The sequence below is a fragment of the Paenibacillus sp. 2KB_20 genome (assembly GCF_052115765.1).
In the GTDB taxonomy this organism is placed as follows: domain Bacteria; phylum Bacillota; class Bacilli; order Paenibacillales; family Paenibacillaceae; genus Paenibacillus_AQ.
In genome coordinates, this window is sequence record NZ_JBFRHH010000001.1 from 792,776 (window position 1) to 805,201 (window position 12,426).

Genomic DNA, 12,426 nt, shown 5'->3' on the forward strand with positions numbered 1-12,426 from the left:
TAAAAAAAAGCTCATTCCTACCTAACAATTAAGTAGAAATAAGCTGTTAATAAGCTCAGCAATAGTATTTAATTTAAGTTGGAATGAGCTTTTGAATGTTTGTTAAGTGTTTCTGATTTTTTAGTGTTTAGTTGTTTTTGATGGTTGCATTATACGATTTCTATTAGAATACAGGAGGCATTTACACAAACCTACAGGATATATCATTAATTTCCATAATAGTGATTAATAGATCTGTTGTTAACTAAGAAAAAGAAATTACTTTTCGTGCTCGCTATCTTTTAAAAAATCTTCTTCTTGATAAGGATACTTCAGTAGGTCTACATTTTCTTTAGTCATATACCAGGTTCGATAATCTAAATTACAATTAATAAACAAACGCCCTTTAACTCTTTTCAATAGAGGATACGTGGTGTGATCCTCAACAACCAAATCCAGATTATTTAACCGCAATAATTTTCCAACTACTTCGAGTAGGTTTAACCATCCGATATCAAACGTACTCGTTATAAATTGAATACTAATAAAAACATTCGTATCTACACCATACGCTTCGAGGTTTGCCTTCCTATAACGTTCTATATAGTCATCCTCATCATCTGATTCAATGCTCATTGAAAAATATGTGCAGCCGACACTTACGTATTGAGTACCAGTTCGATCCCATACCTCTGCCTCATAATTAATTAATTCTATAAATAAAACTTCGCATAACATATTGTAGAGCAATTTCCCCCAATTCTTTTTTAGGCAAATTAGAGCCAATACTTAACGAATAATCCATTTTACTCATACCTCCAGTACGCTCTAGTTACTTGACGACCTTCAATTACTAATAGTTCATTTAAATATTTTAAATCCTTGTGAGTTTGACTTAATAAAAACTCAATAAGTTCAGCTCTTTTTTCTATAGGATAATCATTCAAATTTAATACTATTCTTCTTACTTGATTCGTAGTTTTATCTCTGAGCATTTTAAGAATGTTCGATAGATTAGTTGAATCAGGAGCATAACAATCAAACACTTGCCCCTCTATTATGAATTCTGGACTTTTATCAGGATTAATACCATAGCCATTTCCATCAAAACCATTTCCATTGGCGAACCTCCACCACAATTGTGAACTGCCAAATATAGATTCATCAATAACATGTTTGATATTTTTGAAAAAATGAAGATAACGAAGATAACAAAAACAGGGCAATTATGGTGGTATCTAACCATAATCGACCTGTTCATTGCAACGCAATAGCGTTATGAAATTAAAGCATTTGATGTGCGTACAACCGAAATAGAGAAATCTTTATACAGGTATTACATGGGTAAGACTTCACAATAACTAGTAATTGTTTCAAAAAAATCATTGAGAAATTGTCTCATTCCAGTCTTTATCGAGTTTATCCAATGTACTATCGCTAATATCTTCAAGTTCAACCATACTCATTTCTGTAGATACAATCCTAGCCCGAGCAGCCCATCCATAAACTAATTCACCATTGTGATATCTAACCCTCCCTCCTCTATTGAAAAATTTTATAAGCGGGTCATATAGATCTTGGAATGTAAGCGCAATTGATTCATTCTTGCCCGATAAATATGCCCATTCTAAGTAACTTTTACAAGCTGATTTAACCAGCGACTCATCTTTAATTTCGTTTAATTCATCACAGTAATTATAAATATCAATTGGTAACTGTATACCACACATATCTGCGGCACTAAAAATCGCTAATCTCTTCCTAGGTTCTTGATTAATAAAATCATAAAATTGAGAGGCTCTCCTTAAGAATTCATACATCAATACTCCGTGTGAAGGTCTATTTAGTTCTTCTTTTTCCCAATTAATGCTTCTAATTATAGTTCTAGCATCTTCAAATAACTGATTCAATTAGTAGACATCCTCCTTTAATAAACACAGCATATTATTCTATAATAAAGTCTCGTCAGGTGAAAACTCTGGGAAATCTTTAGGTGGAGGAGGAGCCAGATCATGAGCCCCTTGATTAGGGGGCCTTCCAGTTAATCCCTCTTTTGGATTCCATGATTCAATTTTACGATATGGTATTCCATCTTGCATCAACTTACTTTCCGCTAGTTCATGGTCTGCTAATTGCCTAGGTTCTAATTCCCCTTTGAGTGCCTTTTCCCATCCATAAGCAATGTGCATATCCGGATGAAAATAACCTGTATAATAATACTTTCCAGAAACAGTATCCGGCATATTAACATGTTCTGTTAAAAAAAGATGCTTCTTTAGTTCAATAGCTTCATCCAAACTAAGACCAGTATTTTTGGAGAAAACTTCAAGTTCATTCATATCCAACCCTGATCCTCTTAACCTATCATATGTCTTTTGAGCTAGTTTTTCCTGTTTAACAATAGGTTCAAATTTTATAGGCTCGCCTCTAGGTTCAATTGATTTAATATGCGGAACTTCTCCTGCCCCCCCAAGTGATCCACTTGAGCTTGTTTTCTTTTTCTTTGAAGCTTCATATAATTCCTTCTCTTTCTTGAAATATAAATCTCTCTTATCTTTAGAAGCTCTTCTAATAGCTCTGCTCTCTTCAACGGCTTGCCGAACTCGCATTGCCATTTCTTTCTGTCTTCTATCTTGCCCACGTTTAAAGCGAGTCTTAGGTGGAGAAACCTGGTCAATCCCTTTCATATACTTGTTGTTAGCTGCTTTGTTGGCCCCTTTAAGCAACGTTTTCCCGAGTATCGCTAGATCCACCGCTCCTAGCATTACCCCTGTCACATCCAGCATTTCCTGATTAATCCCTAAAAAGCTTGTGTCGGATACTACCCCATCATTTAAATCCCGGAGCTTCATGGTACTTACACCGATCTGTGCGACGCCCCAAACTCCATTGGCTATAGCTAATAAATATAAGGATCCTCCTGCGGTGAAAAAGACACCTACTACAGCTACGGCTCCGAACAATAAGTTGAGTTCTGTCATCAATTTTTGCTGTTTAACCACGAGCTCTCCAAAGGTGAAACGTGAAAAATAGATATCCTCGTCCGGGATTTTGCTAAGATAATCCGGTACCAGCGGAATCAACTCATTTAATTGATGTTCCTCTCTTCGCTCCTCCCAACGATCCCCCCATTTTTCTATCGAGCCAGTTGCGTAGCACATTGAGAATCCTGTGAGAAAGCGAACATAACAAAAACAGATCAATCATGGTGGTACCTGACCATAATTGACCTGTTAAAACTCTTCATGCAAGGGAAAATCCTCTACCTTATTAATAGACCTCTGATTCTTCGTGATAAATCTACTTTTTCCTCTTCCGTTAACTTTTGCCCAACATCTTCTATATTGAACTTCTTTAGTTCATCTAATATGTTGCTAATTTCTTCTTGCACATTAATTCCGTTGTTAATCAATATTTCAGCTAAAGTGACTTTTATTGTAATATTCTCACTAATTGTATTCCTGCAATCTCTTTCAAATCGTGTTAGCACTTTATGAGCAACTTCTTCTGAAGGAGTTACACTAAAAATTTTATCAAAATAAACTTTTACTTCCTTTGTCATCTCATGATAATACCACCGTGCTCTAGAATCATGATTTAACGATATTGCATTATTTTCAAATTGACGTAATATATAGTCTCGTCTTTCTAATAAATCCTCTACTTCTTCTGTACTTAATTGCTGTCGAATATTATTAATATTTAGATTTGTTAAGACTTCTCTCGTTCTTTCCTTAGTACGAACAGAAATCTTTAAATGTGTTAAAGCAATTCTAGCTAAACAAATATAGATAGTTGCTTTTTCGGCTTCCCCATCATTCATAGAAAGCTCAAAATCATAAGTTGTTCTTGCCAACGCTTCATAATCACTGAAATTTTCATCCTTGTATTCAAAATAAGTGTCATACACTGAGGTTATAAGCTCGTAGTAACTCCAATCCAACTTTTTCACACTCCAATAATTTTTAGTACAGGACGCATTTACACAAACCTACAAGATATATCATTAGTGATTGATGGATCTGTTGTTAACTAAAAAAAGAAATTACTTTTCGTGCTCGCTATCTTTTAAAAAATCTTCTTCTTGATAAGGATACTTCAGTAGGTCTACATTTTCTTTAGTCATATACCAGGTTCGATAATCTAAATTACTATTAATAAACAAACGCCCTTTAACTCTTTTCAATAGAGGATACGTGGTGTGATCCTCAACAACCAAATCCAGATTATTTACCCGCAATAATTTTCCAATTACTTAACAGAGGATATGATCATTTAACTTGCACAACATGGATCCAGAAATAATAAAAAAGCTCATTCTTACCTAACTATTAAGTAGAAATAAGCTCTTAATAAGCTCAGCTACTTATGGTTCAAGTGGAAAGAGCTTTTTGAAAGTTTACCAAGTGTTTGAAATATTTAGCGTTGATTTATTGGTTGTATTGTATGATCTTGTTGTTGGGTTTGTAAAGAACTTATTACTCTATAATTCACTATTTTCATTATCAAGTGTATCCAGAACTCCATCCCTAGTGTCTGTGGGGGAAGTTCCCTAGTTATTGCCCCAGAATTACGCGGCCATGCATGTACGATACGTCAATCCTTCTTGCATCATTTTACTTTCTGCCAATTCATGGTCGGCTAACAATCTAAACCATGATTTTTCCTCTGCTACGTGGTGAGCGTTTTTTTGAGCAGTCGCAGCACATACTCTTTCGCCAGATGATTATAATTTGCCGCATTATAACAATGAAAAAGAAACCATAATACGGGCGGTTAGCTCGCATTATGGTGTATCTTTAAACAAAGACTCTGGACTTACAGTCTACTATACCTTAAAATGTCCAATCACTAATCAGTAGTTTTCTTATTTTCTTCTAAAACAATAATCCTATAAGTTTTATCTTTGACTATTAGTTCATTCCCAACAGTAATGTTAATATCATCAAATTTTTCCTCTATAATGGTTTTCAATTCATTCAGATCTGGTACTTCATTGACAAATATATAGAGATCATTGATTTTTAAACATTCAATGTCAATATCCATTTCTATTTTAGATATATCTTGATCTTTACGTTCAACGTTTTCGACTCTACAAATAATCTTGTCACCATTATCCATACCTGCTTTACCTTTACCAAACCTTCTTTCAAACTCTTCTTTCTCTCTTCGAGCAGTTTCTATCCCATAACGAGATATCAAATATCCTTGTACTATTTCATATTCCATACTAAAAAGTGAAGAAAGCTCGTAGTAATTTGGCAGCCCTTCTTTGAATAAATGAACCAGTTCACAAATAAGGTCAGTAAAGTTACTCACCTTTAAAATTCTTCCTAATTGACCTCTCTCGTCGTTCCCAAACCAGTCAAATCCATTTGAGTCTGTATCTACAATCACTCCAGAGAAGTAAGGTTTAGCATATAGAAATTTTCTTTCCTCATTATTATTTGTATACATTAAAAGTTCCTCCCATCAATTCAGGCAGATTCTTTCATCCATGACATATCTAGCGCCGCTTGATCTCTTTGCCTTAATAATTCTGCGTACTCTCGTTTAGTAAGTACATTTTGTTTTGCTTTATTCAGAATTAATTGTGTATCCATAGTTCGTTTGGTCCTCGTTTCATACTAAGTGTTGCTCCATTCGGTAATACAGCACTTATTTCTGCCATATCAAAACTTCTTACTGTCTCCAAATCCTGCCAACTTAACTTAACACACCATTATTAGGGTGGTTATGTGTAGTGCTTTATCAATTAGAACACCTTTTACAAGACATCTCATTTTACCCCCCTGCAGAAATAACTGAAATTACATAATGTAAGGATAAAAATCTGCCTCATCCAAAATTATTTATCATCCTCGACGCATTTACAGTAACGATTGAATTCAAAAAAACGAAGCTAATTAAAAAACAGGTCAATCATGGTGGTATTTGACCCACAATCGACCTGTTCAATTCAACGCAATAGAGTTATTTAGAGTATAAAATTCAAGCGTACTATTCAATTCATATTCTTAGCTCATTAGCTCATTTCTACGTACAAAAAAGCTCATTCATACCCTTGTTTTTAAGTTAGAATGAGCCTTTATAATTTTATGGTTTGTTAGTTGTATTGTACGAACTTGTTATTGAGCTGTTAAGAAGTTTATACAAAATATTCACAGATCACGAGATAATACTTAACAGAATTCACGAATTAATAAATATCTATGAACTAATTACTTTTCTTTTTTAAATCAGAAATAATCTCTGTAATTCCAGTTGTGATTGCAGCGCCAATGGCCTCCGAATAATTATTTAATGAAGAATTATTCTCTATTATCGAATCAAGTAGATTCTTGAATTTTCCTTCAACCATAATTCTTATTCCTTTTATTAATTCTCCAGTATCTCCATTTTGTAAATCATCCTCAACAATAATAAAATTGTCCATATTACTACTATCTCCTATCTTATAGACTTATTAATTCCCCTAGCTAGAGCATTTGCTATGAGATTTGTGTATCCGTCATAGGATTTGTCGATATAAAGTATTGTATCTAAAGTTTTTTTAAAATCCCCATCCACGACTACAGTAACCCCTTTTACAGCTTTTCCAGAGTCTTCGTTTAGAAATTCATCCTCAAATATTTCAATTTGATTCTTCAAGAAACTCATCATCCTTTCAACTTCTTTTGGCATTCTCCGGAATTATTTTGTTAGCATTTTTTTCGAAAATCCCTCTCCAGCCAGTTGGTATAAAATCCTCATAAGATCCAGGTTCTGAAAAAAAAGAATAAAAAACTTTGTTATCAAAGTCCAAATAAAACGAGGTTTCAACTCCGGGATTTACTCCATTCAAGTATACCTCAGAATATAAATTATAGTAATCAATCAATTCTGTATAGCTTACTGTATAATCTTTCATAGCTTTTTGAAACTGTTCCACATTTTTCTCAGATAGTATTTCGCACCCTACACGTTCTATATAATCTGCATTTGTTTCAGTTACTTCAGGTTCATTAAATTTCCTTCGGAAGGCATTATCTAATTCTAACAAATCCATGATCCATAATTCTTTTTCACTCACATACCAAGTATATTTTTCTTCATATTTCACTAAAACCACTATTGTATCAGGAAAATTTGGTTCTACTTTCAAAAATGTAACACCTCCTATTCACGTATCTTAGCATTTTTAGCAATTTCCTCAACCCATTCCAGCCAAATAGGTGGCAATTCAAGAGACAATCCTGGCTGATTAGGATCAACTATTTTAGGTGCTGTTCTACCTTGATTTAATGGGTTCGTTTTATAATCTTTCTGACGTATTGCATATTCCATTATCATATCATGAAACCAATTATCAACTTCAAACTCAATAATGTAAGACCCTTCCCCCTTTTTTTGCAAGAAATATTCTGCATGTTCTGCCGTTTCGGCACTTACATTTAAATTGCTTTTTTTAGTGACTATTGAAACAGTTCCATCGTCATTTACAACCATTCTTTCAAAACTTCCTTCTTTACCTTTAGTTTGTACTCTGTAATACTTTACAGTATTTGTAGTATCATCAGGTACACTAACAAGTGAACCGCCTTCCCCCGCCCCCTTTATAGGAGGTTTCTGCTGAACCAGTTCCTGTACCGCATTCATATTCTTAGCATTATAAGCTCGTTTGGCCCCTTTAAGTAACGTTTTTCCGAGTATCGCTAGATCTACCCCTCCTAGAATTACCCCGGTCACATCCAGCATTTCCTGATTAATCCCGAAGAATCTTGTATCGGATACTACCCCATCATTTAAATCCTGCAGCTTCATGGTACTTACACCGATCTGTGCAACGCCCCAAACTCCGTTGGCTATAGCTAATAAATATAACGAACCACCTGCGGTGAAAAAGGCACCTACTACAGCTACGGCTCCAAACAATAAGTTGAGTTCTGTCATCAATTTTTGCTGTTTAACCACGAGCTCCTCAAAGGTGAAACGTGAAAAATAGATATCCTCGTCCGGGATTTTGCTAAGATAATCCGGTACCAGCGGAATCAACTCATTTAATTGATGTTCCTCTCTTCGCTCCTCCCAACGATCCCCCCATTTTTCTATCGAACCAGATAATGCTTTGGATACATTCACAAGCCCCTGTAAAGCCTCATTATGATTAGCCTGTTTCTCTATATGATCCTTCACAGCTTTCCATGGGGAGGTTGACTGTTTAGGTGGCGCCTTCTTGCCACTTCGTATATCTACATAGTTTTGATAGAACTCCGCATATTCTTGCTGTTCTTGGGCTCTTTCCTTATCTGACTTTCTCTTTGCCTTAGGTGGGGGTGGAATGAACTTTTCTTGGTAGCGCCTCTGTAATTCATCTTCACCTAGGGATTTTAATGATTCTTTAGCGCTCTCTTTCGTTTTCGGATTTTGTACTCGAGCAACGGCATCGTTTGTAATTTTTTGTCGAACTTCTTCCGTCCAATGATAAGCCGGTACAGAAAATCCGCTAATGTATCTTCGATTTTCTTTTCTTTCTTTGTTCGCTACTTCTAATTCATGATCCACATACAACTTCTCAAGCTCTTCGTCCGTAAGCATATCTACAAAGTCCATCTCGACCTTTTCGAGATTCACCTTCTTGCCTTTAATCCCTACATACTCCGGCCGGATTTCCATATAGTGATCCGTGTTTGTGAAGAAGGTAATCGTCTCGTTAGCCACGAGCTTGATATGCTCCGGCATATTTTGGCCGCCTAGCTCGATTTCATTAGATGCGACTACAAGAATCGATTCCGTAGCGCTTAATGAAATATCATTCCCATCCAGCGTTAAACTGACGGTATTCTTCTCGAATAATACACCGTCTTCACCAAGTTCCATCTTCGCCGCTCCAGGCATATGGAATACTTTCGTCATCGGCTTCTGGAAGACGGTCCGCGACTTCATCTCATCGTTTCTGCCTCGCACGGAGTTGATCGCAATCGCCTTTTTCTCCGTTCCCTCAGGAAAATAAACTTTGATACGCGCTCCTTTTTCCGGCATACAGTGAAAGATGTTATTGCCTTCCGGTGAGTACGGAAACCACCAATTCCCTCGTTCGTCATGATCGTGATCAATATCCAAATGCACCTTAACCATATTGTTGCCGCGTTTTATAACGCGTCCTTCCAAGGCGACTCCCTGAAGCGCACGATTGGTTCTTACCTTACGCCGAAGTGCTGCACGCTGCATCAGTACATATTCATAATAGATTAAACCAGACTCATAGGTAATAACGGATTCCGTAACCACCCACATCTGTCCCTTAAAAGAAACGTTGTCGCCCACCTGGCAGTACTGATTCGTATGCACCCGGTAACTGACGAAGTCAGACTCCCCCAAGTCTGAGCTCGCATCCGAATTCGCTTGTATATCAAGAAAGTTCCCCCGATCTTTAATGATCGAATAATAATGGGATCGGATAACCTTCCCCCAAGAGAAATCAGGTACACCAAAATAAACCCGCGGTGAATCCATGACGATATCAGGAAGGATTACCGTACCGATCCGCGATGCCAGCCTTTTTAAGAACTGCCAATTCGTCTCTTCATACTGCACGATGAGCTGACCAATTGTCGCATCGGGTGCTGTAGCTTCATTTTGTGCATCCCCTCCGGGATACAGATTGGCAATCTGCCGAATCAAATCCGTATAAGTCAGGTGCTTGTTCTGAAAGGAACGACTCTCCAATTGGCGATCCATTTCATAGGTTCGCGACAGGCCTTCTATAGTCACATGGGGAATGCCATCTTCCATCTGAATATCGATATTGGAGATTCCACCTGCGAACAGGTACTCATTCCCCTGCCCGGTAGATTTACGAATAAGCAAGCTATCTCGGTATGTACCGTTTCTTAAACATATATCGGCTTGTTCCTCCGACATGGTCGTTGAAATATAACAACGGGTATGATCATTAAACTTGCGGACAATTCGAAAGCTGCGAACGGCTGAAAGTTCATATGGCAATTCAATTTGAAAACCGTCTATGTCACGCCATCTTTTCATCTTAACTGCCTCCTTCCTTAAGATCATTATCTTTCTAGAAATTCGGGAGGCGTTGGTTCCATTCCGTTAGTTAAGAGCTGAATCTTTCCCCCATACTTGCAAGTTAAGCATGATTTTGTGGTAAGAGCGGGGACTCCATCGATCATGACATTTGAACTTCCGTTATCCCACTCTACTCCATCCGATGGTTTGGCTAAACCCGCCATCATTGCTGCAAAATTAGGAACTCCGCTTATAGAAGTTAAGCTGCTATTATTCATGCCCATGGCATATCCCATTGGCGTTGGCTGTAAGTGAGGCATCAATTTAGGAACACATGGGAAAATTTTATGTTCTTCGCCGTATGGCAGCACTTTGGTATCGGGATCATAATTGTATATATAACTTGGTCCCGAATCTCCTGTCGCCACATGGGCAATTTTCATAGGATTTAGCGCGCTCCGGCAAAAGCCAAAAGAATAAAAGTTTCCATTCATTTCACCCTTAAGTTCCTCAATAGGAAATCCCATGAAGGTTTTTTCTTCCGAACTTGATGGCACACAGTCCTTCACGGTCATCATCTTATTGTCGTTAATATACACGCCATTTGGTTCAAGCTGATTCAATACTTCTTCATGGGTTCCCATCGTACAATACATGTAGGCTCCCCGTGCAACATAGGTTTCCCGCTTGCTTTCCGCCCTCCATGGAGCATTCATTATTTCACTTATGGTGCTTTGTTTTAGAAAGCTCGTATAAAGTTTATCCACTTCTCATTCACCTGCCATTAATAAGAATTCGTCTTACATTTAATCCATACAGGCTAGTCCGCAGCATCCCTTCCGCCACATCAAGTCGCACAACCAAGTAGGATTTGCGGTAAACATTCAGCTTGAACATGCTTAAACCCTCAATAAGCTTTTCATCTACCATAAAAAGATCTAGTTTTTCTATAACCTCAGCGTTCTTCTTGGCGTATTCCTGATCAGTACAAGGTACTTCCGCGAAATTGGGCAGATAATAATGCACCTGGCCATTACGCGCCATATCGATCACGATGACCTTCTTATGAGCTAATCCGTGCCCGTACCGATTGAGAATTTGATACACGTCCTCAGACACAAGTAAAACAGGCTTCTCCAAGATACACCCATATTCCAATGCCTTTGGCGAATCGATATATACAAACTCCTCGTCCTCGGCAAAATCATAGCCCTTCTTCATTTGCTCTGAACAAGTGATCAAACCGTCAAGGCTTCCTAGCCTACGATCCTGCTCCAGGATAAAATATTCCAATCTGCTCACTCCTCTACCCAAACGATAGATTGCCGCTGGCTCTCAGATAATGAGACTAGAGATTGATCACGTCTTAACATCGTGCTTCCCGTTAAATCTGCTCCGGTAAAATCGATCCCTTCCAGCAACGCCCCTCTAAAATCACCGGCTATGGCTGCATGTTGAAAACTCGCTGCTCTCAAATTAGCGCCTTGGAACTGGACGCCATGAATACCAAACATGAGTCCATAGTTTTCGTTCATAACGTCCCGACCGCCAGTAATTTCGTCAAAACAAGCCCGCTCCAGGCTGCATTCACGGAAGGAAGCATCAAACATAACGCTGCCGTAAAAGTCAACTTCGGAACAGTCACAAGCTTCAAATTTGCTGCTTAATAAATAACTGCCCTGTAGATGACTACCTAAAAGTTTGACCTTCTCAAGTCTCGTGAAGTTGAGTTGAATCCCCTCATAATTGCCATTAGAAATATCCACATCCGCGATATGCTCATAGACGTATTCATGATCCAGCTTTTTATATAACCACTGTTTACAGGCGGTCGATGATTTTTGTCGGCTGTTGCAGCAGTATACAGATTCGCTTATTTCCATATCTCCGTACTCGCCTACGCAAATTTCGAATTGCGTGTCTTTAGCAAGCTCCTGGTAAGAGGGTAGGATCATTAAGCGATCGACAGCATGCCGGACGGCATGAACCATATACACGTGAAAAGAATCCACTTGTTCCCTTCTCCAGTAGTCCAATGATTGCGGCTGAATAATCCCCATATATTCCTTCCGATTGTTTTCACAAGCTTGACTCCAAGCCTTAAAATAATCATGAATCCACTTTGCCTCATATCTATAAGGTGAGATCTTTGTACTACCTAAAGTTTCATGATCGAAAACTTCCAGCATATACTCCGCATGTCCCTCAAAAAGTCGAGTACGCAGCAATGATATTTTAATAACGCAGCATTTTTTCATAAGATCGAGGTTTTGCAATTGAATAGCATACTGAAAGAATTCATCCATGACCGGAACGAGGTCAGCGGCAATTCGATCCTTCTCACGGCCAAAAAAATCATGCAAAGCTCTAATCTGTTCCGTTCTAAACTTCAAAGCTTCCTGTGTGAATTGCTCCCATGCTTCAATCCGATTCATT

General features: G+C 37.8%; 13 protein-coding genes. All 13 read right to left on the reverse strand.

Features of this window, described 5'->3' with window-relative positions; translation table 11 throughout:
* Positions 1–258 precede the first annotated feature (258 nt).
* A complete protein-coding gene (locus AB4124_RS03675; RefSeq protein WP_441971188.1) occupies positions 259–717 on the reverse strand; it encodes a hypothetical protein in 459 nt (152 codons plus the stop codon).
* Between the two features lie 68 nt (positions 718–785).
* Positions 786–1,118 (reverse strand): hypothetical protein, encoded by a 333-nt coding sequence (locus tag AB4124_RS03680; protein WP_441971190.1) that lies wholly within the window; start codon positions 1,116–1,118, stop codon positions 786–788.
* A 243-nt stretch (positions 1,119–1,361) separates the two neighbouring features.
* The gene (locus AB4124_RS03685; protein ID WP_441971192.1) at positions 1,362–1,889 is read right to left on the reverse strand and encodes a hypothetical protein; all 528 of its coding nucleotides are present in this window, start codon (positions 1,887–1,889) and stop codon (positions 1,362–1,364) included.
* A gap of 39 nt (positions 1,890–1,928) precedes the next feature.
* Positions 1,929–3,140, reverse strand: a complete 1,212-nt coding sequence (locus AB4124_RS03690; protein ID WP_441971194.1) for a hypothetical protein — start codon at positions 3,138–3,140, stop codon at positions 1,929–1,931.
* Positions 3,141–3,241: 101 nt separating this feature from the next.
* Positions 3,242–3,922: an Imm3 family immunity protein gene (locus AB4124_RS03695; protein WP_441971196.1), complete on the reverse strand. Its 681-nt coding sequence runs from the start codon at positions 3,920–3,922 to the stop codon at positions 3,242–3,244.
* A 908-nt stretch (positions 3,923–4,830) separates the two neighbouring features.
* Complete coding sequence (locus AB4124_RS03700) at positions 4,831–5,439, reverse strand: hypothetical protein (protein ID WP_441971198.1); 609 nt, start codon at positions 5,437–5,439, stop codon at positions 4,831–4,833.
* Between the two features lie 760 nt (positions 5,440–6,199).
* On the reverse strand, positions 6,200–6,418 hold the full coding sequence (locus AB4124_RS03705; RefSeq protein ID WP_441971199.1) for a hypothetical protein: 219 nt from the start codon (positions 6,416–6,418) through the stop codon (positions 6,200–6,202).
* 14 nt (positions 6,419–6,432) lie between these two features.
* Positions 6,433–6,633: a hypothetical protein gene (locus AB4124_RS03710; protein ID WP_441971201.1), complete on the reverse strand. Its 201-nt coding sequence runs from the start codon at positions 6,631–6,633 to the stop codon at positions 6,433–6,435.
* Positions 6,634–6,649: 16 nt separating this feature from the next.
* A complete protein-coding gene (locus AB4124_RS03715) occupies positions 6,650–7,126 on the reverse strand; it encodes a hypothetical protein (RefSeq protein WP_441971203.1) in 477 nt (158 codons plus the stop codon).
* A 14-nt stretch (positions 7,127–7,140) separates the two neighbouring features.
* Complete coding sequence (locus AB4124_RS03720) at positions 7,141–10,008, reverse strand: hypothetical protein (protein ID WP_441971205.1); 2,868 nt, start codon at positions 10,006–10,008, stop codon at positions 7,141–7,143.
* 26 nt (positions 10,009–10,034) lie between these two features.
* Positions 10,035–10,757, reverse strand: coding sequence for a DUF4280 domain-containing protein (locus tag AB4124_RS03725; protein WP_076324578.1), 723 nt, complete (start codon positions 10,755–10,757; stop codon positions 10,035–10,037).
* A gap of 7 nt (positions 10,758–10,764) precedes the next feature.
* Positions 10,765–11,283 (reverse strand): hypothetical protein, encoded by a 519-nt coding sequence (locus tag AB4124_RS03730; RefSeq protein WP_076324579.1) that lies wholly within the window; start codon positions 11,281–11,283, stop codon positions 10,765–10,767.
* Between the two features lie 5 nt (positions 11,284–11,288).
* Positions 11,289–12,425 carry a pentapeptide repeat-containing protein gene (locus AB4124_RS03735; protein WP_441971208.1) on the reverse strand — a complete coding sequence of 379 codons (1,137 nt, stop codon included), beginning with the start codon at positions 12,423–12,425 and terminating at the stop codon, positions 11,289–11,291.
* Between the last annotated feature and the right edge of the window lies 1 nt (position 12,426).

What these genes read in the sequence shown, in the direction of transcription:
- AB4124_RS03700 (WP_441971198.1), bottom strand. Translation starts at nt 5,439, where the DNA reads ATGTATACAAATAATAATGAGGAAAGAAAATTTCTATATGCTAAACCT.
- AB4124_RS03735 (WP_441971208.1), bottom strand. Translation starts at nt 12,425, where the DNA reads ATGAATCGGATTGAAGCATGGGAGCAATTCACACAGGAAGCTTTGAAG.
- AB4124_RS03705 (WP_441971199.1), bottom strand. Translation starts at nt 6,418, where the DNA reads ATGGACAATTTTATTATTGTTGAGGATGATTTACAAAATGGAGATACT.
- AB4124_RS03675 (WP_441971188.1), bottom strand. Translation starts at nt 717, where the DNA reads ATGTTATGCGAAGTTTTATTTATAGAATTAATTAATTATGAGGCAGAG.
- AB4124_RS03720 (WP_441971205.1), bottom strand. Translation starts at nt 10,008, where the DNA reads ATGAAAAGATGGCGTGACATAGACGGTTTTCAAATTGAATTGCCATAT.
- AB4124_RS03690 (WP_441971194.1), bottom strand. Translation starts at nt 3,140, where the DNA reads ATGTGCTACGCAACTGGCTCGATAGAAAAATGGGGGGATCGTTGGGAG.